Here is a 24,060-nt window from a genome sequence, read left to right as displayed (position 1 = left end):
CACCAACAGATGCCTGCAGTGGTCGCATCCGGTATTAGACCCGGTTTCCCAGGCTTATCCCAGAGTCAGGGGCAGGTTGCTCACGTGTTACTCACCCGTTCGCCGCTCGAGTACCCCCGAAGGGGCCTTTCCGCTCGACTTGCATGTGTTAAGCACGCCGCCAGCGTTCGTCCTGAGCCAGGATCAAACTCTCCATCAAGGCCCAACGACGCACCAGAGGGGCGAACCCCCAGCACGCCAAACCTTAAAAGGATCGAAATCCCAGCAATGCGCCGACTCCATCAAAAGAAGCCGACGACTGCCTCAAAGAAATCCCCGGCCGCCGTGAAATCCGGCGACCGCGGGGACGACCCGGTCGACAAAGACCGAGCCGTATAAAGGCACTGGCTTTTAACACGCTGTTGAGTTCTCAAGAAACGGACGCCCACCGCGTTCCAGCCACTTGCGTGACTCTCACTCCGGGGCAACCCTTCAAGCTTATTTGATCCGTTCCGGCTGTCAAACCGGAGCGAATCCCTCCTCGGGGCATGAATGATCACGCGCCTTCGGCGCGGACCGTGTCCCAAGGATTCCCCCGGGGCCGGCCGCCTTTCGGCGTCCCGCTCCCCCGTGGGGCGAGTAGAACTCTAGGTCCGGGGCGAGGGACCGTCAAATCAAGGTCCCTACCCGTGAACCCGCTGCTCAGCACCTGTTTCCGGGGCGTTTCACGGCCGTCGGCGGGCGTGCCGTGACAGCACTGTTACGTGGATCTCCCCAAGCTTGACCGCCGCCCGGCGAACCAGCGGGCCCCGGACGCGACGGAGCCCGGCGTCCCGCAGGGGGACGCCGGGCTCCGGAACGCCCGGCTCAGGCCGGGACGACCTCCACGCCGCCGATGTTCCGCTTGCCGCGCCGCAGCACCAGGAACCGCCCGTGCAGCAGGTCGGCCGCAGCGGGTGCGGCGTCCTCCGCCTCGACCTTGGCGTTGTTGACGTACGCGCCGCCCTGCGCGACCGCGCGCCGCGCCTCGGACTTGCTCTTGCACAGCCCGGAGGCGGCCAGCAGGTCCACGACGGGCGGCAGCTCGCCCGGCGGCAGCTCGACGCGCGGGACCTCGGCGAGCGCCGCCCGCAGTGTCCGCTCGTCCAGCTCGTCCAGGGACCCCTGGCCGAACAGCGCGCGGGACGCCGCGACGACGCGCGCGGTCTCGTCCGCGCCGTGGACGAGCGTCGTCATCTCCTCCGCGAGCGCGCGCTGCGGCGCACGCGCGGCGGGCCGCTCCGCGCCCTCCTTGACCAGCGCCTCGATCTCCTCCCGCGAGCGGAACGAGAAGACCTTGAGGTACTTCTCGACGTCCCGGTCGTCGGCGTTGATCCAGAACTGGTAGAAGGCGTACGGCGACGTCAGCTCCGGGTCGAGCCAGTACGTCTCGCCGCCAGCCGTCTTGCCGAACTTCGAGCCGTCCGCCTTGGTGAGCAGCGGCGTCGTCAGCGCGTGCGCGGTGCCGCCCTCGGCGCGGCGGATGAGGTCGACGCCCGCGGTGAGGTTGCCCCACTGGTCGCTGCCGCCCGTCTGCAGGACGCAGCCGTACCGGCGGTACAGCTCCAGGTAGTCCATCGACTGGAGCAGGACGTAGCTGAACTCGGTGTAGCTGATCCCGGTCGTGTCGAGGCGCGCCTTGACGGTCTCGCGGGCGAGCATCCGGTTCACCGGGAAGTGCTTGCCGATGTCGCGCAGGAACTCCACGACCGACATCGGGCCCGTCCAGTCGAGGTTGCTGACCATCAGCGCCCCGGTCGGGCCGTCGCCGAAGTCCAGGAACCGCGACACCTGGCCGCGGATGCGCTCGACCCAGCCCGCGACGGTCTCGGTGGAGTTCAGGACGCGCTCGGCGCTCTTGCCGCTCGGGTCGCCGATGAGGCCGGTCGCGCCGCCGACCAGGCCGATCGGCCGGTGGCCCGCCCGCTGGAACCGCCGCAGCGTGAGGATCTGCAGGAGATTGCCCAGGTGCAGGGACGGCGCGGTCGGGTCGAATCCGCAATAGAGCGTGACCGGCCCCGCGGCGAGCAGCGCCCGCAGTTCACTCAGATCGGTGGACTGCGCGATCAGATCGCGCCATGCGAGATCGTCGAGGATGTCGGTCACGGTCTTCTCTCCGGATGGATGTCGGCTCGCCCACCAGGATGCCGGTGGACGGATTTCAACGCTATCGAGTTTCGGGGCGGGCCCCGCCGGTGCGGGGGCGGCGGCGCGGGGCGTGCGCGCGGTACTGGGAGACGAACGGGTCGCCGTCGATCCAGTACCGCCACGGGACGTCCTTCGCGCCCGAGACCCCGACGCGCGGGCCGGTGCGGACCGCCGCCGGGTCGACGGGCGCGCCCGCGCTGATCTCCAGCGGCCCGCCGGAGCACACGTCCAGCCCGTTGTGCTCGCGGACGATCCCGAGCGCCTGGCACAGCCGCGCCGGGCCGCGCGCGAGGTCGCGGACGCTGGAGCGGGGCCGCCGCGCGGCGGCCGCGTCCTCCCCCGCGACGATCTCGGCGGCGCGCAGCAGGACGGCCGACGCGGTGCCGTCCGGCCCGCACACGAGGTTCACGCAGTAGTGCATCCCGTAGGTGAAGTACACGTACGCGTGCCCGGGCGGCCCGAACATGACCTCGACGCGGGGCGTGCGGCCCCGGTAGGCGTGCGAGGCGGGGTCGAGCGGCCCGGCGTACGCCTCGGTCTCGGTGATGCGGGCCGCGACCGTCCCGTCCGGGGTCTCGTGGGTGAGGACGCGCCCGAGCAGGTCGGGCGCGACCTCCTCGACGGGACGGTCGAAGAACGCGCGCGGCAGCGGCCCGCCGCTCATCGGCCGCCGGCGGCGCGCCCGTCGTCGGCCCCGGCGGCCCACGCGGCGTGCTCGTCGACCTGGCCGCGCAGGGCGTCGATCTGCTCGCGGACGCGGTCGGGCGCGGTGCCGCCGTAGGCCTTGCGGGACGCGAGCGCGCCCGGGACGTTCAGGACCTCGCGGACGTCCGGCGTGAGGTGCGGCGACACCTTCGCCAGCTCGTCGTCGGTGAGGTCGCCGAAGTCCTTGTCGTTGACCTGGCACCACACGACGAGGTGGCCGACGACCTCGTGGGCGTCGCGGAACGCCACGCCGCGCCGGACGAGCAGTTCGGCAAGGTCGGTGGCGAGCGCGAATCCGTCGGGCGCGAGGGCCTCGAGCCGTTCGGTGTTGACGCGCATGGTCGCGATCAGGCCGGACATGGCGGGCAGGACGAGCAGCAGCGTCTCGACGGCGTCGAAGGCGCCCTCCTTGTCCTCCTGGAGGTCCCGGTTGTAGGTGAGCGGCAGGCCCTTGAGGGTGGTGAGCAGGCCGACGAGGTGCCCGATGAGGCGGCCCGCCTTGCCGCGCGCCAGCTCGGCGACGTCGGGGTTCTTCTTCTGCGGCATGATCGACGACCCGGTGGCGTAGGTGTCGTCCATCTCGATCCAGCGGAACTCCTGGGAGGCCCACAGGACGATCTCCTCGCCCAGCCGCGACAGGTGGACGCCGACGAGCGCGGCCGCGAACAGGAACTCGGCGACGAAGTCGCGGTCGGCGACGGCGTCCATCGAGTTGGGCGCGGCGGCGTCGAAGCCGAGTTCGGCGGCGGTGGCCTGCGGGTCGAGCGGCAGCGACGATCCGGCGAGGGCGCCGGAGCCGAGCGGGGACACCGCGGCGCGGCGGTCCCAGTCGCGGAGCCGGTCGATGTCGCGGGTGAGCGGCTGCACGTGCGCGAGGAGCTGGTGGGAGAACAGCACCGGCTGGGCGTGCTGGAGGTGGGTCATGCCGGGCGCGGCGACGCCGAGGTTGTGCTCGGCCTGCGCGATGAGGGCGGTCTCCAGCTCGACGAGCCGGGACACGATCTGCCGGGCGTGGTCGCGCAGGTACAGGCGCAGGTCGGTGGCGACCTGGTCGTTGCGGCTGCGGCCGGCGCGCAGCTTGCCGCCGAGGTGGCCGAGGCGTTCCAGCAGGCCGCGCTCCAGGGCGGTGTGGACGTCCTCGTCGGCGACGGTGGGCCGGAACTCGCCGGAGCGGCAGGCCGCCTCCAGGTCGTCCAGGGCGCCGATCATGCGGTCCAGCTCGTCGTCGGTGAGCAGCCCCGCCCGGTTGAGCACGCGGGCGTGCGCGCGCGAGCCCATCAGGTCGTAGGGGGCGAGCCGCCAGTCGAACTGGACGCTCACCGAGAGCCGCGCGAGCGCGTCCGACGGGCCGCCTTCGAACCGGCCGCCCCACAGGCGCGTCGGTGCCTTGGTCACGAGATTCCTCTTCTTCCCACCGTGTCGTTCGTTTGGTTGCTGGATTACACCCGGTGCCGCGCGCGTGCCAAACCGAAAGCCGTGATCCCGGGCCGGGGCACCGGGATCACGGCGGGCGCGCGGGGGTCAGTCCTGCGCGCGGTCCCGCATCGCGGCGATCTTGCTGGGCAGGCTCCACAGCTCGACGAAGCCCTTGGCCAGGGTCTGGTCGAAGGTGTCGCCGGTGTCGTAGGTGGCGAGGTCGTAGCTGTAGAGGGACGCCTCGCTGCGGCGGCCGGTGACGACGGCCTTGCCGCCGTGCAGGGTGAGCCGGACGTCGCCGGACACGTGCTGCTGCGCCTCGGCGATGAACGCGTCGAGGGAGTCCTTGAGCGGGGAGAACCACAGGCCGTCGTAGACCAGCTCGCCCCAGCGCTGGTCCACGGACCGCTTGAAGCGGGCCAGGTCGCGCTCGACCGTGACGTTCTCCAGCTCCATGTGCGCGGCGATGAGCGCGATGGCGGCGGGCGCCTCGTAGACCTCGCGGCTCTTGATGCCGACGAGCCGGTCCTCGACCATGTCGATCCGGCCGACGCCCTGCGCGCCCGCGCGGCGGTTCAGCTCGTCGATGAGCTGGAACGGGGTGAGGGCGCGGCCGTCGAGGGCGACGGGGACGCCGGCCTGGAAGGAGACGACGACCTCGTCGGCCTCGCGGGGCGCGGCGGGGTCGGCGGTGTAGGCGTACAGGTCCTCGATCGGCGCGTTCCAGATGTCCTCCAGGAAGCCGGTCTCGACGGCGCGGCCCCACAGGTTCTGGTCGATGGAGTAGGGCGACTTGGCCGTCACGTCGATCGGCAGGCCCTTCTCCTCGGCGAAGGCGATGGCCTTGTCGCGCGTCCAGGCGAAGTCGCGGGCGGGCGCGATGACCTTCAGCTCGGGGTGCAGCGCCGACAGGCCCGCCTCGAACCGGACCTGGTCGTTGCCCTTGCCGGTGCAGCCGTGGGACACCACGGTGCCGCCGAACTTCTTGGCGGCGGTGACGAGGTGCTTGACGATCAGCGGCCGCGACAGGCCAGAGACCAGCGGGTACCGGTCCATGTAGAGGGCGTTGGCGCGCAGCGCGGGGAAGCAGAAGTCGGCGGCGAACTCCTCGCGGGCGTCGATGACGACGGCCTCGACGGCACCGCAGGCCAGCGCCCGCTTGCGGATGGTCTCCAGGTCCTCGCCGCCCTGGCCGAGGTCCACCGCCACCGCGATGACCTCGCCCCCGGTCTGCTCGGCGAGGAACGGGATGGCGACCGAGGTGTCGAGGCCGCCGGAGTACGCGAGAACGACGCGCTCGCTCATGCTGGTGTTTCTCCTGTCGGGAAGTCGGGGTGTTCGGTTGCGAGGCTCGGAGGCTGGGGCGCGGCGCCCCTAACTTCGTCGCTCGCGCCCGGCCGCGAGCCGGAGCAGCGCGTCGGCCAGCGCCTCGCCGCCGGCCGGGTCGCGGGCGATGACGAGGATCGAGTCGTCCCCCGCGACGGTGCCGAGGATCGACGGCCACTCGGCGTGGTCGATGGCCGAGGCCAGGTACTGCGCCGCGCCCGGCGGCGTGCGGACGATCACGAGGTTCGCCGACGCCTCGGCGGAGACGAGGAGTTCGGCGGCGAGCCGGGTGAGCCGGCCCGCGAAGCTCTCGGCGGACCCGGTGCGGGCGCGGCGGATGCGTTCGCCGCCCTCACCGGGGACGGCGTAGATCAGGCTGCCGTCGTCGGCGCGGAGCCGTACCGCGCCGATCTCGACCAGGTCGCGCGACAGCGTCGCCTGCGTGACCTCCAGCCCCGCGTCGCCCAGGAGCCTGGCCAGCTCCGGCTGCGAGTGGACGGGGTGGCGGTTCAGCAGTTCGATCACTTTGGCGTGCCGTGCGGCCTTGGTCATCGGAGTGGTCATGCGGATCTCTCCAGGAGCCAGGTCAGCAGCGCCTTCTGGGCGTGCAACCGGTTCTCCGCCTCGTCCCAGACCCGGCTCTGCGGGCCGTCCAGGACGGCCGCGGCGATCTCCTTGCCGCGGTAGGCGGGCAGGCAGTGCAGCACCGCCGCGTCCGGCGCGGCGAGCGCGAGCAGCGCCTCGTCCACAGCGTAGGGCTCGTAGCGTTCCGTGTCCTTGCCTTCCTGACCCATCGACACCCAGGTGTCGGTGGCGAGGACGTCGGCGCCGTGCGCGGCCTCCTTGGCGTCGGCGGTGACGGCGACCGAGCCGCCGGTGGCGGCGGCGATCTCGGTGGCGCGGTCCACAACGGACGCGTGCGGCGGCTGGTCGGCGGGGGCGGCGATCCGGACGTGCATCCCGGCGGTCGCGCCGCCGAGGAGGTAGGAGTGCGCCATGTTGTTCGCGCCGTCGCCGAAGTAGGCGAGGGTGATCCCGGCGAGCCGGCCCTTGGCCTCGCGGACGGTCTGCAGGTCCGCGAGGATCTGGCAGGGGTGGAACTCGTCGGTGAGGGCGTTGACGACCGGGACGGCGGTCCCGGCGGCCATCTCCTCGATGCGCTCCTGCCCGGCCGTCCGCCACACGATGGCGCTGACCTGGCGTTCCAGGACGCGGGCGGTGTCGGCGACGGGCTCGCCGCGGCCGAGCTGGCTGGACCCGGCGTCCATGATCAGGGCGTGGCCGCCGAGTTCGGCGATGCCGACCGCGAACGACACGCGGGTCCGGGTGGACGGCTTGTCGAACAGGACGGCGACGGACCTCGGCCCGTCCAGCGGCCGCCGGGCGAACCGGTCGGCCTTGAGCGCGGCGGCGAGGTCGAGGACCTCGGTCTGCTCGGCGGGGGTGAGGTCGTCGTCGCGGAGGAAGTGCCGGACCGTGGGGGGCATCGGGTCAGCTCTCCTTCTGCGCGGCGTCGAGGACGGCGGGAAGCGCCGCGGTGAACGACCGCGCCTGCTCGGTGGTGAGGATCAGCGGGGGCGCGAGGCGGACCGCGTCCGGCTGGACGGCGTTGACGAGGAACCCGGCGGCGCGGGCGGCGGCCTCGACGGCGGGCGCCGCGTCGGCGGTGAGGACGAGCGCCTGCCACAGGCCGCGCCCCCGGACGCCCGCCAGCAGCGGGTGCCGGACGGCGGCGATCCCGGCGGCGAGCTCCGCGCCGACGGCGGCGGCGTTGGCCAGCAGCCCGTCCGCCTCGATGGTGTCCAGGACGGCCAGGGCCGCCGCCGCCGCGACGGGGTTGCCGCCGAACGTGCTGCCGTGGTCGCCCTTGGCGAACAGCTCGCCGTGCGGGCCGAACGCCAGGCACGCGCCCACGGGCAGGCCGCCGCCGAGGCCCTTGGCGAGGGTGAGCACATCCGGCCGGGAGTTCTCGTGCTGCCAGGCGAACCAGGTGCCGGTCCGGCCGATCGCGGACTGGATCTCGTCCGCGACGAACAGCGCGCCGGTCGCGTCGCAGATCTCGCGGGCGGCGGCGAAGTAGCCGGCGGCGGGCGGGACGACGCCCGCCTCGCCCTGCGTCGGCTCCAGGAACACGGCCGCGCACTCGCCGGTGACGGCGGCGCGGAGCGCGTCCGCGTCGCCGTAGGGGACGAACCGGACGTCGAGCGGGAACGGCCCGAACTGGTCGCGGATCGAGCGCTTGCCGGTGAGCGACAGCGCGCCGAGCGTCCGCCCGTGGAACCCGTTCTCGGTCGCGACGACGTACGGGCGGCCGTGCGCCTTCCCGTACTTGATCGCGAGCTTCAGCGCGGCCTCGTTCGCCTCGGTCCCGCTGTTGGCCAGGAACACCCGCGCGCCGCCGCCCGCGAGCGCGACCAGCCGCTCGGCGAGCCGCACGGACGGCTCGTTGACGAACAGGTTCGAGGTGTGGGCGAGCGCGGCGGCCTGCGCGGCGACGGCGGCGGCGAGCGCCGGGTGGCCGTGGCCGAGCGAGGACACCGCGATGCCGCCGATGAGGTCCAGGTACTCGTCGCCGTCCGCGTCCCAGACGCGGGCGCCCTCGCCGCGCACGAGCGCGACGGGCGGGACGCCGTAGTTCGGCATGAAGACGTCGGCGAACCGTTTCCGCAGGTCGTCGTTGCTCACGGGGTGGCCTCCTCGGGGGCGGGGGCGCCGGGCGGGCTCGGCACGACCATCGTGCCGATGCCCTCCTCGGTGAAGATCTCCAGCAGCAGGGAGTGCGGCACGCGGCCGTCCAGGACGTGCGCGCGCGGCACGCCGCCGCGGACGGCGTGCAGGCACGCCTCCATCTTGGGCACCATCCCGGCGGTCAGGCCGGGCAGCAGCGCGGCCAGCTCGTCGGTGGTCAGGCTGTCGACGACGTCGTCGCTGTCGGGCCAGTCGGCGTACAGGCCCTCGACGTCGGTGAGGACGACGAGCTTGGCGGCGTCCAGCGCGACGGCCAGCGCGGCGGCGGCGGTGTCGGCGTTGACGTTGTAGACCTCGCCGTCGTCGCCGCGCGCGACGCTGGACACGACGGGGATGCGGCCGTCGTCCAGCAGGGCGCGGACCGCGCCGACCTGGACCTCGACGATCTCGCCGACCTGGCCGATGTCGACGGGCTCGCCGTCCACGACGGCCAGCTTGCGCTCGGCGGTGAACAGGTTGGCGTCCTCGCCGGACATGCCGACGGCGAACGCGCCGTGCCGGTTGATGAGCCCGACGACGTCCCGGCCGACCTGGCCGACCAGGACCATCCGGACGACCTCCATCGCCTCGGGGGTCGTCACGCGGAGCCCGGCGGTGAACTCCGAGGCGATCCCGGCGGTCTCCAGCGCGGCGTTGATCTGCGGGCCGCCGCCGTGGACGATGACGGGCTTGAGCCCCGCGTACCGCAGGAACACGACGTCCTCGGCGAAGGAGTGCCGCAGCGCCTCGTCGGTCATGGCGTGGCCGCCGTACTTGATGACGACGGTCGCGCCGTGGAACCGCTCCAGCCACGGCAGCGCGCTGATCAGCGTCGCGGCCTTGGTCAGGACCCCGGCCCGGTTGCTGCGCATCCGTGCGCCCGAGATGGCGCTCATGTCGAGTACGCCGAGTTCTCGTGGACGTAGTCGGCCGTGAGGTCGGTCGTCCAGACGGTCGCGCTGTGCGGCCCGGCGGACAGGTCCACCGTGATCGTCACGTCCCGGGGGCGCAGGTCCACCTTGTCGCGGTCGTCGCCGAACGAGCCGTTCCGGCAGACCCAGATGCCGTTGATGGCGACGTTGAGCTGGTCGGGCTCGAACACCGCGTCGGTGGTGCCCACGGCGGACAGGACGCGGCCCCAGTTGGGGTCCTCGCCGTGGATCGCGCACTTGAGGAGGTTGTTGCGGGCGACCGCGCGGCCCACGGTGACGGCGTCGGCGACGTCCGCCGCGCCGACGACCTCGATCGCGATGGCCTTGGACGCGCCCTCGGCGTCCACCAGGAGCTGCCGGGTGAGGTCCTGGCACAGGTCGGTGAGCAGGGCGGTGAACTCGGCCTCGTCGGGCACGACGCCGGTCGAGCCGGACGCCAGCAGCAGCACCGTGTCGTTGGTGGACAGGCAGCCGTCGGCGTCGAGCCGGTCCAGGGTCGCGCCGGTCGCCGCGCGCAGCGCCCGGTCCAGGGTCTCGGCGGGCAGGTCGGCGTCGGTGGTGAGGACGCAGAGCATGGTCGCCAGGGACGGGGCGAGCATCCCCGCGCCCTTGGCCATGCCGCCGATCCGGTAGCCGCCCGCGCCCTGCCGGTGCGCGATCTTGGCGACGGTGTCGGTGGTGCGGATGGCGTCGGCCGCGTCCAGGCCGCCGACGTTGGGCGACAGCGCGGCGACGGCCGCGCCGACGCCCGGCAGCAGCCGGTCCATCGGGAGCCGTTCGCCGATGAGGCCGGTGGAGCAGACCGCGATCTCCCCCGCGGACTCGCCGAGCAGTTCGGCGGCCTTCTCGGCGGTGGCGTGGGTGTCCTGGAACCCGGCCGCGCCGGTGCAGGCGTTCGCGCCGCCGGAGTTGAGGACGACGGCGTGGACGCGGCCGCCTTTGAGGACCTGCTCGGTCCACAGGACGGGCGCGGCCTTGACGCGGTTGCTGGTGAACACTCCGGCGGCGGCGCGGGACGGACCGTAGTTGACGACGAGGGCGAGGTCTCGGGCGCCGCTGTCCTTCAGCCCGGCGACGACGCCGGAGGCGCGGAACCCGTGGGGGGCGGTGACGCTCACGGAGACACTCCGATCGTGGTGAGTCCTGCGGTTTCGGGGAGGCCGAGGGCGAGGTTGGCGCTCTGCACCGCGCCCCCGCCGGTGCCCTTGGTGAGGTTGTCGATGGCGCACACGACGACGACGCGGCCCGCGGCCTCGTCCAGCGCGACCTGGACGAGGGCGGTGTTCGCGCCGACCGTCATGGCGGTCGCGGGCCACTGCCCCTCCGGGAGCAGGTGCAGGAACGGCTCGCCGTCGAAGGCGTCGGCGTAGGCGGCGCGCAGCGCGGCGGCGGTGGTCCCGGCCTTGGCGGGGACGACGCAGGTGGCGAGGATGCCGCGGCTCATCGGCGCGAGCGTCGGGGTGAACGACACCCGGACCGGCTCCCCGGCGACCGCGCCGAGGTTCTGGGCCATCTCCGGGGTGTGCCGGTGGACGCCGCCGACGCCGTACGCCGACACCGACCCCATGACCTCGCTGCCGAGCAGGTGCGGCTTGGCGGCGCGGCCCGCGCCTGAGGTGCCGGACGCGGCGACGACCACGGCGTCGGGTTCGGCGAGCCCGGCGGCGAACGCGGGGAACAGCGCGAGGGTGACGGCGGTCGGGTAGCAGCCGGGGACGGCGATCCGCCGGGCCTCGCGCAGCAGCTCGCGCTGGCCGGGCAGCTCGGGCAGGCCGTACGGCCACGTCCCGGCGTGCGGCGTGCCGTAGAACCTCGCCCAGTCCGCGGGGTCGGCGAGGCGGTAGTCCGCGCCGCAGTCCACGACCAGGACGTCCCCGCCGAGGTCGGCGGCGAGCGGGCCGGACTGCCCGTGCGGGAGGGCCAGGAAGACGACGTCGTGCCCGGCGAGGGTGTCGGGGTCGGTCGGTTCGAGGACGCGGTCGGCGAGGGATCGCAGGTGCGGCTGGTGCGCGCCGAGCGCGGCGCCCGCGTTCGACCCGGCCGTGACGGTCCCGATCTCGAAGTCGGGGTGCCCGGCGAGGACGCGCAGGATCTCCCCGCCCGCGTACCCGCTGGCACCCGCGACCGCAGCCCGGATTCCCACTGTGCATCACCCTTCCCTGAGGATAGGCAAGATTATGCATGAGATCGAATGATCATGCAACACCGGAGTAACATCATTAGTTCCTTAAAGATTTGACAGCTAAAGCTTAGGTGCCTAACAATCTCCGGCATGGACCCACGCGACCTCGGCTACGGCGACCCGGAGGAGCTCGGGCCGCCCGAGCAGTGGCCGATCGGCCGGCTGTTCGCCGCCGCCGCCCGCCTCGTCGGCCCCACCATGTGGCGGCTCATCGAGGGGCACGGCGTCAGCCCCGCCGGGTTCTTCGTGCTGCGGATGCTGGGCTCGCAGGACGGGCTGCGGCCCGGCGAGGTCGCCCGGCGGATGATGACGAGCCCCGCCAGCGTCACCTCCGTCCTCGGCACGCTGGAGCGCAACGGCCACGTCGAGCGCCGCCGCGACGAGCACGACCGCCGCGCCGTGCGGCTGCACATCACCGAGACCGGGTCGCGGCTCGTCGCCGTCACCGCCGAGGCGATCGGCCCCGACATCTGGAGCTTCTACGACGTCGTGGAGCCCGAGGACGAGCCCGCCGTCCGCCGCTTCCTGCTCGCCCTGCTCGACCGCTTCGACACCCTCAGCCAACAGAACGGAGACCCCTCGTGACGGCTCCCCCCGAGACGGCCGTGCAGACCGTCGACCTGCACAAGACCTACAGCGGCCCGAAGGGCGACGTGGAGGCGGTGCGCGGGATCGACCTGGACGTGCGCCGCGGCGAGTTCTTCGGCCTCCTCGGCCCGAACGGCGCCGGGAAGTCCACCACCATCGGGATGCTCACCACGCTCGTCAGGCCCACGTCCGGCGAGGCCCGGGTGTGCGGCTTCGACGTCACCCGCGACGCCGTCGAGGTCAAGCGGCGCATCGGGATGGTGTCGCAGAACAACACCCTCGACAGCGAGCTGACCGCCGCCGAGAACCTGGAGTTCCGCGGCCGGTTCTTCGGCCTCGGCGCGCGCGCCGCCAAGCGCCGCGCCGACGAGCTGCTGGAGCTGTTCGGCCTCGCCGACCGGCGCGACGGCAACCCGTTCGAGCTGTCGGGCGGCCAGGCCAAGCGGCTCATGATCGGCCGCGCGCTCGTCCACCGCCCCGAGGTGCTGTTCCTGGACGAGCCGACCGCGGGCCTGGACCCGCAGAACCGCGTCAACCTCTGGGACCTGCTGCGCGAGCTGCAGAAGCAGGGCCAGACGATCGTCCTCACCACGCACTACATGGAGGAGGCCGAGGTCCTCTGCGACCGCCTCGCCGTCGTCGACCACGGCAGGGTCCTCGCGCGCGGCACGGCGGCCGAGCTGAAGGACTCCGCCGGGGCCGACACCGTCCTCACCGTCTCCTACGACGGCGACGTGCCCGCCGACCTGTCGAAGCTGTCCGAGCGCGCGGGCATCTCCAAGGTCGAGGTGAACGGCGGCCAGATCCGCGTGTTCTCCACCGCGCCCGAGGGGCTGCTCGGCGAGCTGGTCGGCGCGGGCGCCGCCGCGGGCGTCAACGTCACCGACGCCTCCCAGCTCCGGCCCAGCCTGGAGACGGTGTTCCTCAGCCTGACCGGCCGGGACTACCGCGACTGACGCCCGCCATCCCCCTTCCTAGGAGCCCTCGATGACCGCCACCCTCCCCGCCGAACCCGCCGCCGGACCGGCCGTCCGGACGACGGTCGGCCGGACCTTCCTGGCGATGATGTCCCGCGAGCTGCGGGTCCTGCGCAAGAACTTCGTCTCGACCTTCGTCCGCGTGCTGCTCCAGCCGCTGCTGTTCGTCTTCGTGTTCGCCTACGTCCTGCCCAAGCTCGGCACCGGCGCGCCCGGCGCGGGTTCGGCGGGCGGCGGCACGACGTTCTCCACGATCCTCGTGCCCGGCCTGGTCGGGTCCTCGATCGTCATGCAGGGCATCATGGCCGTCGTCTTCCCGCTGATGATGGAGCTGAACTGGCAGCGGTCCATCACCGACCGGGCGCTCGCGCCGCTGCCGATCCCGCTGCTGGCCGTCGAGAAGATCGTCGCGTCCGGGCTGCAGGCGCTCATCGCCGGCCTGCTGGTGTTCCCGTGCGTGCTGTTCATCCACGCGGGCGGGCAGGCCCCCGACGTCCACGTCAGCAACTGGCCGCTGCTGGTGTTCGTGCTGGTGTTCGGCTCGCTGCTGTCGGCGGCGGGCGGGCTGTTGATGGGCACGCTGGTCGACCCGCAGAAGGTCCAGATGATCTTCGGGATCATCCTGATGCCGATCTCCATGCTCGGCTGCGTGTACTACCCGTGGGCGGCGCTGGAGCACGTCCGCTGGCTCCAGATCGTCTCGCTCGCCAACCCGATGGTGTACGTGAACGAGGGGCTGCGCGCGGCGCTGACGCCGGACGTCGGGCACATGCACTTCTACGTGTACGGGACCGTCATCCTCGTCGGGACCGTCGCGCTGACGTGGCTGTCCGCGCGCAAGTTCACCCAGCGCGTCCTCACCTGAGCCCGTCCGGGGCGGCCCGGTCGAGGCCGCCCCGGACCGCGCCTCACAGCGGATCGGCCTCGGTCAGGCCGTCCGCCCGGTCCAGCCGCAGCCAGCGGGTCAGGCCCAGCGTCCGCAGGAACGGCGCGTCGTGGCTGACCACCACCAGCGCGCCCTCGTAGGCGGCCAGCGCCTCGCCCAACCGGCGGACGCTCGCGACGTCCAGGTTGTTCGTCGGCTCGTCCAGCAGCAGCAGGTGCGGGGCGGGCTCGGCCAGCAGCAGCGACGCCAGCACCGCCCGGAACCGCTCGCCGCCCGACAGCGTCCCCGCCGGACGGTCCGCGCGGCCGCCGCGCAGCAGGAACCGCGCCAGCCCGGCCCGGATCTCGTTCTCCGACGCGGACGGCGCGACGGCCCGGACGTTCTCGACCACGCTCAGCGCGTCGTCCAGGACGTCGAGGCGCTGCGGCAGGTACCGCACCCGGTCCCCAACCGACGCGACCCGCACGCCGTCCGGCGCGGGGCCGCCCGCGAACGCCCGCAGCAGCGTCGTCTTCCCCGAGCCGTTCGGGCCGGTCAGCGCGATCCGCTCGGGGCCGCGCACGACGAGTTCGGTGATCGTCCGGCGCGGTTCCTCGTCTGCGTCCTCGGGTGCGGCGGGCGGCGGGAACACCGCCGTCAGCACCGTGCGGCCGTCCGGCACGCGCGTCCGGGGCAGGCTCACCCGGATCTCGGCGGCCTCGCGCACCGCGTCCTCGGCCTCCGCGAGCCGTTCCCGCGCGTCGGCCAGCCGCCCCTCGTGCAGGGCCTTGTGCTTGCCCGCCGACACCTCGGCCGCCTGCTTGCGCAGGCCCATGACGATCCTCGGCTCGCTGCGGCTCTCCTGCACCCTGCGTCCGGCGCGGGCACGGCGGGCCAGTTTGACCTGCGCCTCCTCCAGCTCGCGCTGCTGCCGCCGCAGGTCGGACCCGGCGGCGCGGACGGCCCGCTCGGCGGCCTCCCGCTCCACCGCCAGCACGTCCTCGTACTCCGACAGCGTCCCGCCGAACGTGCGGACGCCGCCCTCGCGCAGCTCGGTGACCGCGTCCACCCGCTCCAGCAGCTCGCGGTCGTGGCTGACGACGATCAGCACGCCCGGCCAGGCGTCCACGGCCGCGTACAGCCGCGCGCGGGCGTCCAGGTCGAGGTTGTTGGTCGGCTCGTCCAGCAGCAGGACGTCGGGCCGGGCCAGCAGCAGCGCCGCGAGCCCGGTCAGCACCGCCTCGCCGCCGGACAGCGTCGCGACCGTGCGGTCCAGCCCGAGGTGGCCGAGGCCGAGCCGGGCCAGCTCGGCGTGAGCGCGTTCCTCGACGTCCCAGTCGTCGCCGATCGCGGCGAAGTTCTCCTCGGTCGCCTCCCCGCGCTCCAGCGCGAGCAGCGCCGTCCGCGCCTCGGCGACGCCGAGCAGGTCGGCGACCGTGCGGGACGCGGCGAGCGGCAGCGACTGCGGCAGGTAGCCGGTCGTCCCGGCCACCGACACCGAGCCCGACGACGGCGCCAGCTCCCCCGCGACCACCCGCAGCAGCGTCGACTTCCCGGCGCCGTTGGCGCCGATCAGCCCGGTGCGGCCGGTGCCGAACGCGGTGGACACGCCGTCGAGGACGACGGTGCCGTCAGGCCAGGCGAACGAGACATCAGTGCAGACGACGGAGAATGACATGGGCGGCCCCCAGGGTGCGATGACGGAACGGATTCACGAACACCTGAGACACCGCGGACCGCGCCGCACGCCATGCGGGCATGAAAAAAGCCCGGACGCCGAAAAGTCCGACCGAGATCGCGTTGCGCGGAAACAGGCCAAGACGGGCCTTCGCGCGGTGCCTGCGATCTCAGTTACGCAACGGACTCCCCAACCGGGCGGCAATGGGACGTCGACCATTATACCCGAACACGGGAGTGCCCCCGCGCGCCGCCGAAGCGGCACGCGGGGGCACTCCCCTGCTCTGCCTGATCAGGCCCCGCGCAGCACCGCCCCGGTCCGCTCGGCCGCAGCCGCGACCGCCGCGTCCCGGGCCGCGCCCGACTCCTCGGCCGTCAGCGTCCGATCCGCCGCGCGGAACCGCAGCGTGTACGCCAGCGACCTGTGGCCCTCGCCGACCTGCTCACCGGTGTAGACGTCGAACAGCCGCACCGACTCCAGCAGCTCGCCCGCGCCGTCGCGCAGCGCCGCCTCGACCTCGGCGGCGGGCACGTCCGCGCCGACCGTCAGCGCGACGTCCTGCGTGGCGACCGGGTACGTCGACACGTGCGGCGCGCGCGGCGCGGCGGGCTCGCCCAGCCGGCGCAGCTCCAGCTCCATCGCGCAGGTGCGCGGCGGCAGCCCGTACGCCTTGATCGTGCGCGGGTGCAGCTCGCCCGCGTGCCCGACCAGTTCGTCGCCCAGGTAGAGGGCGGCGCAGCGGCCGGGGTGCCACGGCTCGTGCCGGTCCGCGGCGACGCGCAGCTCCACGCCCGCCTCGCGGGCGACGGTCCGCGCCGCCTCGATCGCGTCCGCCCAGGTCGCCGGGCGGCCCCTGCCCCACCAGCCGGACGGCTCGCGCTCGCCCGCCAGCACGACCGCGACCCGCTCGGGCTGGTCGGGCAGCGCCGCGTTCAGCGAGGCCACCTCGCCGGCGGACGGGCCGCGGTCGACGGGCGGCCGCGGCGTCGCCGTGACCTCGACCGAGCCGTCCGCTCCGGCGTCCGGCCGGAACACCACGCCGCGCTCGAACAGCGCGAGGTCGCCGAAGCCGCGGCCCGCGTTGCGGGCGAGGGTCTTCAGCAGGCCCGGCAGCAGCGTCGTGCGCAGCAGCGGCTCGTCCTCCGACAGCGGGTTCGCCAGCCGCAGCGCGCGGCGGCGCGGGTCGCCCGCCGGGAGCTGGAGCGCGTCCCAGTCCTTCTCGGCCGCGAACGGGAAGTTGATCGCCTCGACGTAGCCCGCGCCCGCGAGGGCGCGGCCGACGCGGCGGCGCAGCCGCTGGACCGGCGTGAGGCCCTGGCCCGCCGCCGGGCGCGGGGCCCGCGACGGGATCGCCGAGTAGCCCTCCAGCCGGATGACCTCCTCGGCGAGGTCGGCGGGGTCGGTGAGGTCGGGACGCCACGACGGCGGCGTCACCGCCAGCGCGTCGCCGTCCGCCGCGACCGCGCAGCCGACCTGCTCCAGCCGGCGCACGACCGTCTCCCGGCCGTAGGCGACGCCCGCGACCCGGTCGGGGTAGTCCGGCGCGAGCGGGATCGCCGCCGCCGCGACCGGCGACTCGGCCGACGACTCGCCCGGCACGATCTCCGCGCCGCCCAGCTCCGCCAGCAGCCGCGCCGCCCGGTACGCCGCGTACCGGGGCAGCTCCCGGTCCACGCCGCGCTCGAACCGGTACGACGCCTCGCTGTGCAGTTTGTGCCGCCGCGCCATCCGGGCGACGGCGATCTCGTCGAAGTGCGCCGCCTCGATGACCATCGCCGTGGACGCGTCGTCGATCTCGGTGGCCAGGCCGCCCATCGTGCCCGCCAGGGACAGCGGCCCGGTCTCATCGGTGATCAGGACGTCCTCGGGGTGCAGCTCGCGCTTGACGTGGTCGAGCGTCTCCAGCCGCTCCCCCGCCGCCGCGCGCCGCACCGTGATCTGCCCGGACACCTTCGCCGCGTCGAACGCGTGCAGCGGCTGGCCCAGCTCCAGCATCAGGTAGTTGGTGACGTCCACCGCCAGCGACACCGACCGCATCCCGGCGCGGTGCAGCCGGACCCGCATCCACAGCGGCGACCGCGCGTCGGCGGCCAGGCCGCGGACCTCGCGCAGGACGATCCGGTCGCACGCGGACGGGTCCGCGATGGCCACCGGATGCCCGGGGCCCTCGCCGGTCGGCAGCTCGACCGCCGCCGGATCGCGGAACGGCACCCCGTAGGCGATGGCGGCCTCCCGCGCGACGCCCCGGATCGACAGGCAGTAGCCGCGGTCGGGCGTGACGGCGATGTCCAGGACGTCGTCGCGGACGCCGAGCAGCTCGATCGCGTCCGCGCCGACCTCCGCGTCGCCCGGCAGCACGAGGATGCCCTCGTGGTCGTCGCCGATGCCCAGCTCCCGGACGGAGCAGATCATGCCCTCCGACAGCTTCCCGTAGGTCTTGCGGGCGCCGATCTCGAACCCGCCCGGCAGCGCGCCGCCCGGGAGGATGGCCACGATCTTGTCGCCGACCGCGAAGTTCGTCGCGCCGCACACGATGTTCTGCGGCTCGCCGGTGCCGTTGGCGTCCCCGACGTCCACCCGGCAGTACCGGATGGGCTTCTTGAAGCCGGTCAGCTCCTCGATCTCCAGCACCTCGCCGACCACCAGCGGGCCGCGGACGTCGGCGCCCGCGCGCTCGACCGTCTCGACCTCCAGACCCGCGTCGATCAGCTCGGCGGCCAGGTCGCGGCCGGTCACGTCCGCCGGCAGCTCGGCGTACTCCCGCAGCCAGGAGAGCGGGGCGCGCATCAGATCTCCATCCCGAACGGAAGGGTGAAGCGCACGTCGCCCTCCACCATGTCGTGCATGTCCTCGACGCCGTGGCGGAACATCAGCGTCCGCTCCACGCCCAGGCCGAACGCCCAGCCGCTGTAGCGGTCCGGGTCGATGCCGCAGGCCACCAGCACGCGGGGGTTGACCATCCCGCAGCCGCCCAGCTCGATCCAGCCCTCGGACGAGCACGTCCGGCACGGCCCCGCGCCCGGCTCCACCGACGCGCCCCGGCACACGAAGCACTGCATGTCCACCTCGGCGGACGGCTCGGTGAACGGGAAGTAGGACGGCCGCATCCGCGTCACCAGGCCCGGCCCGAACATCCCGGCGACGAACGCGTCCACGCCGCCGCGCAGGTCCGCCATCGTCAGGCCCTCGTCCACCGCCAGCCCTTCGAGCTGGTGGAACACCGGGCTGTGCGTGGCGTCCAGCTCGTCGGTGCGGAAGGTGCGGCCCGGCCCCACCACGTACACCGGCAGATCGCGGGTCAGCAGCGAGCGGACCTGCATCGGCGAGGTGTGCGTCCGCAGCACCAGGCCCGTCTCCTCCGACTCCACGAAGAACGTGTCCTGCATGGAGCGCGCCGGGTGGTCCGGCGGGAAGTTCAGCGCGTCGAAGTTGAACCACTCCGCCTCGACCTCGGGGCCCTCCGCGACCTCGAAGCCCATCGAGACGAACACGTCGACCATCCGCTCCTGCAGCGTGGTCAGCGGGTGGCGGCCGCCGCGCGGCGCGCGGTCCCACGGGAGGGTGACGTCCACGGCCTCCTCGGCCAGGACGCGCTGGTCGCGCTCCTCCTCCAGTTCGGCCTGGCGCTTCTTCAGCGCCTGGGACACCGCGCCGCGGGCCGCGCCGATGCGCTTGCCCGCCTCGGCGCGGCCCGCCGGGGGCAGCGCGCCGATCTCGCGGTTGGCCAGCGCCAGCGGGGAGCGGTCCCCGGCGTGCGCGAGGCGGACCTGCTTGAGCGCGTCGAGGTCGGCCGCGGCGGCGATGGCCGCCAGCGCCGCGTCGCGCGCCCGGTCCAGCGCCTCGGGCTTGAGCGCCGAGACCTCGACCGGGTCGTAGGACTTGTTGGGTGCAGACATGGTGGTGTGACAACTCCGGTGGGCGTGGGACGTCCGCAGTCTAGTGGGCGGACGAGAGATGGCCGGATCGGGGAAACGCGTGCGGGGGCGGCCCGCTCGGGGCTCCCGGCCGGTCCGCCGCGCGGGTGCGCGCGGGTCAGACGGCGTGGTCGGGAGCGCCGGCGGGCACGGTAAATCGGAACTCGGCGCCGCCGCCGGGCGCGCGCCGCACGGAGATCGACCCGCCGTGCGCCTCGACGAGGCCCTTCACGATGTAGAGGCCGAGACCGGTGCCCGCGCGGCGGTTGCCGCCGGGGCCGCGCCAGAACTGCCGGAACACGCGCTGGGCGGCCTCGGGCGGGATGCCCTCGCCCTCGTCGCGCACCGACACGGCGGCCCCCTTCTCCTGCGCGTCCGGCTCCACCACGATCGTGACAGTACCAGCCCCGTGTCGCACGGCGTTTTCGAGCAGGTTGCCCAGGATCTGGTCGATCTTGTCGGGGTCGAGCCACATCTCGGGCAGCTCGCCGCGCGACTCGAACCGGAACCGGTCGCCGGGGTCGCCCGCCGCGACGCGGCCCGCGACGGCCTTGCGGATCTCGGCGGGCAGGTCGACGACCTGGCGGCGCATCTCCAGCCGCCCCGCCTCGATCCGCGACACGTCCAGCAGCTCGGTGATCAGCCGGGTGACGCGGTCGGCGTCGGCGTTGACGGTCTCCAGCATGACGAGCTTCTGGTCGTCGTTGAAGCGGTGCCAGCGGGCCAGCAGCGTCGCGGTGAACCCCTTGACGCTGGTGAGCGGGGAGCGCAGCTCGTGCGCGACGGTGGAGACCAGGTCGGCGCGGTCGCGCTCGCGGCGGGCGCGGGCGGCCGCGTCGCGCAGCCCCACGGTGAAACGTTCCACCCGGCCCCGCTCGCCCCGCCGGTAGGCGGCGGTGACCAGCAACTCGGTGCCGTCCGGCAGGAACAGGGAGCGCTCGGGGTGGCGGGTGCGGGTCGACAGCCCGCCGTAGGGCGCGACGCACTTCCACCAGTCGCGGCCCTCGGCGTCCTGCAACGGCAGGACGTCGCGGAAGTCGCCGCCGAGCGCCGCGGCCGCCGGGACGCCCGTCATCCGCGCGGCGGCGGCGTTGAACGCCACCACCCGGGCCGCCGCGTCGGCGACGAGCACGCCGTCGGGCAGACCGTCCAAGAGGTCGGCGAAATCCCCCGCGGCGCGGTCCGCCGGACCGGCGTCACCCCGGCGGGACGGCGGCACGGTCGGGGAGTCCTTCGCGACCACGGCGGCCTCCAGAACACGGTCGGAACACGGCCCGTCGCCCACCGACCCTATCCGGCCGGCGGGTGCGGTCAGGACCCGGGAACGCCGTCAGGACAGGGGCTGCGCGGCCGCCGCGACGGCCTCGTCGACCGTCGCGTGGACCGGGAACAGCCGGTGCAGCCCGGTGATCCGGACCAGCCGCTCCTGCGCCGGGCGCATCCGCGCCAGCCGGATGCCGCCGCCCCGCGCGGCGATCTCGTTGTGCGCCGCGACCAGCGCGCCCAGGCCCGTGGCGTCGCAGAACGGGACGCCCTCGAAGTCGACCACGAGGCCCCGGTCCCCCGCCGCGTGCAGCGAGGCGAGGCGGGCGCGCAGCGTGTCGGCGGTGTGCAGGTCGATCTCGCCGGTGACCGCCGCGACGGTCACCCCGCCGGGAGCGCGCTCGGCCGTGACCGCCAGGTCCGTCCGCCGCCGCTCGTACCGCATGACCGGCCCCGGTGCGGAGGCGCCCGCGCTGCAGCGCACGACGCCCGGCCCCCGCCGGGTCGGCCGCCGCTCCGCGGTCGTGTTGTCCTCGGCCATCACTTCTGCCCCCTTCGCGCGGCGGCGTCGCCGCGCAGACCTCATCACCGTAGGCCGCGGTGCCGACAGGTTTCCTCCGCCGCCGGACGGTTTCCGGCTCCTACCTTCGTAGGACGCGGCGGCGCGACCCCCGTGCGCCGCCGGAGACCTCATTCTCCCAGGTCAAAACGGACACCGGACCGCCCGACGCGGCCGTATGCGGCCATCGCGGGCGGTCCTGCGGCGCAGGCGTGTCGTAGCCATAACACCGTGGTGCGTATCCGAAATTTCGGTTCTCGGCGGTTTTCAGCCGCGCTGGGCGCGGGCCGACGCGTACAGGCAGACCGCCGCCGCCGTCGCGAGGTTCAGGCTCTCCGCCCGCCCGTAGATCGGCACCCGGACGCATCCGTCCACGTGCCGCAGGATCTCGTCCGGCAGACCCCACGCCTCGTTCCCGAACACCCACGCCGTCGGGCCGGCGAGGGTGCCGTCGTCGATGCACGCGTCCAGCGTGCGCGGGCCCGCGCCGTCGGCGGCGAGCACCGTGAGCCCCGCGCTCTTCAGCTCGGGGATCAGCGTGTCGAACCGCGGCCCGACGACGACCGGCAGGTGGAAGAGGCTGCCCGCCGACGCCCGCACGCACTTGCCGTTGTACGGGTCCACCGACGCGTCGGTGAACACCACCGACTCCGACCCGGCGGCGTCGGCCGTGCGCAGGACCGTCCCGGCGTTGCCCGGGTCGCGGACGTGCGCGAGGACCGTCACCAGCCGGGGCCCGGCCGCCAGCGACTCCGCGAGCGGGACGTCCACGAACTCGCAGACCGCCAGCAGCCCCTGCGGGGTGACGGTCTGCGCCAGCTCGGCCATGACCTCGCCGCTCACCCGCAGCACCGGCGCCCCCGCGCGCTCCGCCGCCTCGACGAGGTCGGCGTGCCGCGTCTCGGCCTCGGCCGTGGTGAACAGCTCCGCCAGGCCGCCCTCGATCGCCAGCGCCTCGCGCACCGCCTGCGGCCCCTCGGCCAGGAACCGCCGCTCGCGGCGGCGGAACGCGCGCTTGGCGAGCCGCCGCGCGGCCTTCACCCGCGGTGAGCGGATCGAGGTCAGCTCACGACCCGCCATGCGCCCTTCCCCTTTCGAGCCCCCGCCCGGGCCGGCGACGCGGCGCCGGGACCGGGGACCGCCGCGCGGCTCAGGCCGCCTCGCTGCCCTCGGTCGGCAGCGCGGCCCGGGCCACCTCGACGAGCGCCGCGAACGCGGCGGCGTCGTTGACGGCCAGCTCGGCCAGCATGCGCCGGTCGACCTCGACCTCGGCGAGCTTGAGGCCCTGGATGAGCCGGTTGTAGGTCATGCCGTTGGCGCGGGCCGCCGCGTTGATGCGCTGGATCCACAGGCGGCGGAACTGGCCCTTGCGGTCCTTGCGGTCCCGGAAGGCGTACGTCATCGAGTGGAGCTGCTGCTCCTTGGCCTTGCGGTACAGGCGCGACCGCTGGCCGCGGTAGCCGCTCGACCGCTCCAGGACGACCCGACGCTTCTTGGCGGCGTTGACCGCCCGCTTCACGCGTGCCACGTGTTGAACTCCTTCGTGGGGGCCGGGCCCTTCCGGGCTCCGGCGGGGTCAGGTTGTCCGGACTACTTGCGGAGCAGCTTCTTGATGTTCTTGGCGTCGGCCGGCGCCACGACGGCCGGGCCGTCCAGGCGGCGGGTGCGCTTGGAGGGCTTGTGCTCGAGCAGGTGGTTCTTGTTGGCGCGGCGGCGCATCACCTTGCCGGAGCCGGTCAGCTTGAAGCGCTTCTTGGCACCGCTGTGGGTCTTGGTCTTCGGCATGGTCGCCGTCGTCTCCTCAACTCGTGCGCCCCCGCACCGGCGCGCGGGGGCGTGCCTGACCGGGCGCGCTCCCCGGACCTGTCGGATCGCGCCTGGGCAGGCTTCAATGTACGTGCGTCCCGGACCCGTCGGACCGGGGTGCGGACCGGGCCGGCGACCGGCGCCGGCCCGGGGTCAGCCGGCGGCCTGCGACTGGTCCGCGCGCGACGCGTCGCGCTCGGCCTTCGCCTCCGCCTTGGCCTCGGCCTTCTTCTTGTGCGGACCGATCACCATGATCATGTTACGGCCGTCCTGCTTGGCGCGGGACTCGACGAAGCCGAGGTCGTCGACGTCCTCCGCGAGCCGCTGCAGGAGCCGGTAGCCGAGCTCCGGCCGGGACTGCTCGCGGCCGCGGAACATGATCGTCACCTTGACCTTGTCCCCGGCCTTGAGGAACCGCACCACGTGACCCTTCTTGGTCTCGTAGTCGTGCGGGTCGATCTTCGGCCGGAGCTTGATCTCCTTGATGATCGTGTGCGCCTGGTTCTTCCGCGCCTCACGCGCCTTCATCGCGGACTCGTACTTGAACTTGCCGTAGTCCATGAGCTTGGCGACGGGCGGGCGCGCGGTGGGCGCCACCTCGACGAGGTCGAGGTCCGACTCACGCGCGAGCTCAAGGGCCTTGGCGATGGGAACGATGCCCACCTGTTCGCCGTTCGGGCCGACGAGCCGGACCTCGGGCACGCGAATGCGGTCGTTGATACGCGGTTCGGCGCTGATGGGACCTCCTAGGGGCCGCAGTCGTGAAAGTTCTCGGACCGGTCGTACCCCAGGGCTCCCATGCGAAAAGCCCCGCACGACTCGCATACGGGGCCACCTTCGGCCGCCCGCGGCGACGATGCGCCGGGGCGACGGCGTCGCGGGACGGCGCCCGCGTGCCGGACCGAGACCCGCCGGCCGTGGGCCGGTCAGGTGGGAGGTGGCCTCCGCTTGAGCGC

General features: G+C 73.7%; 22 protein-coding genes and 1 rRNA gene. 3 read left to right on the top strand and 20 right to left on the bottom strand.

The genetic code is table 11. The features are described from left to right. From G339_RS0128705 to argC, 11 genes are all read right to left on the bottom strand, one after another. Positions 1-199, bottom strand: a 16S ribosomal RNA gene (locus G339_RS0128705); the annotation flags it as partial. Positions 200-846: 647 nt separating this feature from the next. Beyond that, positions 847-2,124: a tyrosine--tRNA ligase gene (gene tyrS, locus G339_RS0128700; protein ID WP_019634516.1), complete on the bottom strand. Its 1,278-nt coding sequence runs from the start codon at positions 2,122-2,124 to the stop codon at positions 847-849. A 61-nt stretch (positions 2,125-2,185) separates the two neighbouring features. Then, positions 2,186-2,830: a DNA-3-methyladenine glycosylase gene (locus tag G339_RS35655; protein WP_033324664.1), complete on the bottom strand. Its 645-nt coding sequence runs from the start codon at positions 2,828-2,830 to the stop codon at positions 2,186-2,188. Continuing rightward, positions 2,827-4,266: an argininosuccinate lyase gene (gene argH, locus G339_RS0128690; protein WP_019634514.1), complete on the bottom strand. Its 1,440-nt coding sequence runs from the start codon at positions 4,264-4,266 to the stop codon at positions 2,827-2,829. The genes G339_RS35655 and argH overlap by 4 nt, the downstream gene beginning before the upstream one ends. A gap of 126 nt (positions 4,267-4,392) precedes the next feature. Then, complete coding sequence (locus tag G339_RS0128685; RefSeq protein WP_019634513.1) at positions 4,393-5,592, bottom strand: argininosuccinate synthase; 1,200 nt, start codon at positions 5,590-5,592, stop codon at positions 4,393-4,395. Positions 5,593-5,661: 69 nt separating this feature from the next. After that, a complete protein-coding gene (locus tag G339_RS0128680) occupies positions 5,662-6,177 on the bottom strand; it encodes an arginine repressor (RefSeq protein WP_026341866.1) in 516 nt (171 codons plus the stop codon). After that, positions 6,174-7,100 (bottom strand): ornithine carbamoyltransferase, encoded by a 927-nt coding sequence (gene argF, locus G339_RS0128675; protein WP_019634511.1) that lies wholly within the window; start codon positions 7,098-7,100, stop codon positions 6,174-6,176. The genes G339_RS0128680 and argF overlap by 4 nt, the downstream gene beginning before the upstream one ends. Before the next feature lie 4 nt (positions 7,101-7,104). Continuing rightward, positions 7,105-8,256: an acetylornithine transaminase gene (locus G339_RS0128670; protein WP_051107990.1), complete on the bottom strand. Its 1,152-nt coding sequence runs from the start codon at positions 8,254-8,256 to the stop codon at positions 7,105-7,107. Positions 8,257-8,294: 38 nt separating this feature from the next. Next, positions 8,295-9,212, bottom strand: a complete 918-nt coding sequence (gene argB / locus G339_RS0128665) for an acetylglutamate kinase (protein ID WP_033324662.1) — start codon at positions 9,210-9,212, stop codon at positions 8,295-8,297. Between the two features lie 20 nt (positions 9,213-9,232). Beyond that, positions 9,233-10,390 (bottom strand): bifunctional glutamate N-acetyltransferase/amino-acid acetyltransferase ArgJ, encoded by a 1,158-nt coding sequence (gene argJ / locus G339_RS0128660; RefSeq protein ID WP_019634508.1) that lies wholly within the window; start codon positions 10,388-10,390, stop codon positions 9,233-9,235. After that, complete coding sequence (gene argC / locus G339_RS0128655) at positions 10,387-11,415, bottom strand: N-acetyl-gamma-glutamyl-phosphate reductase (RefSeq protein ID WP_019634507.1); 1,029 nt, start codon at positions 11,413-11,415, stop codon at positions 10,387-10,389. Before argC ends, argJ begins: the two co-directional genes overlap by 4 nt. Positions 11,416-11,544: 129 nt before the next feature. Between argC and G339_RS37195 the strand changes: the two genes are divergently transcribed. The 3 genes from G339_RS37195 to G339_RS0128640 are packed head-to-tail and all read left to right on the top strand — an operon-like array spanning position 11,545 to position 13,884. Beyond that, entirely contained in the window at positions 11,545-12,039 is a 495-nt protein-coding gene (locus G339_RS37195; RefSeq protein ID WP_019634506.1) for a MarR family winged helix-turn-helix transcriptional regulator, read from the top strand. After that, entirely contained in the window at positions 12,036-12,998 is a 963-nt protein-coding gene (locus G339_RS0128645) for an ABC transporter ATP-binding protein (protein WP_019634505.1), read from the top strand. The genes G339_RS37195 and G339_RS0128645 overlap by 4 nt, the downstream gene beginning before the upstream one ends. Positions 12,999-13,029: 31 nt before the next feature. After that, positions 13,030-13,884 (top strand): ABC transporter permease, encoded by an 855-nt coding sequence (locus G339_RS0128640; protein WP_019634504.1) that lies wholly within the window; start codon positions 13,030-13,032, stop codon positions 13,882-13,884. 43 nt (positions 13,885-13,927) lie between these two features. Here the strand turns inward: G339_RS0128640 and G339_RS0128635 are convergent, their stop codons facing one another. From G339_RS0128635 to infC, 9 genes are all read right to left on the bottom strand, one after another. Further along, complete coding sequence (locus tag G339_RS0128635; protein WP_019634503.1) at positions 13,928-15,562, bottom strand: ABC-F family ATP-binding cassette domain-containing protein; 1,635 nt, start codon at positions 15,560-15,562, stop codon at positions 13,928-13,930. Between the two features lie 291 nt (positions 15,563-15,853). Continuing rightward, positions 15,854-18,349 (bottom strand): phenylalanine--tRNA ligase subunit beta, encoded by a 2,496-nt coding sequence (pheT, locus tag G339_RS0128630; protein WP_019634502.1) that lies wholly within the window; start codon positions 18,347-18,349, stop codon positions 15,854-15,856. Then, the gene (pheS, locus tag G339_RS0128625; protein WP_019634501.1) at positions 18,349-19,458 is read right to left on the bottom strand and encodes a phenylalanine--tRNA ligase subunit alpha; all 1,110 of its coding nucleotides are present in this window, start codon (positions 19,456-19,458) and stop codon (positions 18,349-18,351) included. Before pheS ends, pheT begins: the two co-directional genes overlap by 1 nt. A 136-nt stretch (positions 19,459-19,594) precedes the next feature. After that, the gene (locus tag G339_RS0128620; protein ID WP_019634500.1) at positions 19,595-20,719 is read right to left on the bottom strand and encodes a sensor histidine kinase; all 1,125 of its coding nucleotides are present in this window, start codon (positions 20,717-20,719) and stop codon (positions 19,595-19,597) included. 87 nt (positions 20,720-20,806) lie between these two features. Continuing rightward, positions 20,807-21,280, bottom strand: coding sequence for an STAS domain-containing protein (locus G339_RS0128615; protein ID WP_019634499.1), 474 nt, complete (start codon positions 21,278-21,280; stop codon positions 20,807-20,809). A 285-nt stretch (positions 21,281-21,565) separates the two neighbouring features. Further along, entirely contained in the window at positions 21,566-22,378 is an 813-nt protein-coding gene (locus G339_RS0128610; RefSeq protein ID WP_019634498.1) for a TrmH family RNA methyltransferase, read from the bottom strand. 70 nt (positions 22,379-22,448) lie between these two features. Then, a complete protein-coding gene (gene rplT, locus G339_RS0128605) occupies positions 22,449-22,826 on the bottom strand; it encodes a 50S ribosomal protein L20 (RefSeq protein ID WP_084693467.1) in 378 nt (125 codons plus the stop codon). Positions 22,827-22,888: 62 nt separating this feature from the next. Further along, positions 22,889-23,083 (bottom strand): 50S ribosomal protein L35, encoded by a 195-nt coding sequence (rpmI, locus tag G339_RS0128600; protein WP_019634496.1) that lies wholly within the window; start codon positions 23,081-23,083, stop codon positions 22,889-22,891. A gap of 174 nt (positions 23,084-23,257) precedes the next feature. Continuing rightward, complete coding sequence (infC, locus tag G339_RS0128595; protein WP_476692187.1) at positions 23,258-23,920, bottom strand: translation initiation factor IF-3; 663 nt, start codon at positions 23,918-23,920, stop codon at positions 23,258-23,260. Positions 23,921-24,060: the final 140 nt, after the last annotated feature.

It is taken from the genome of Actinomadura atramentaria DSM 43919 (assembly GCF_000381885.1).
Classification (GTDB): Bacteria; Actinomycetota; Actinomycetes; order Streptosporangiales; family Streptosporangiaceae; genus Spirillospora; species Spirillospora atramentaria.
This window is presented reverse-complemented; position numbering and strand designations above follow the sequence as displayed.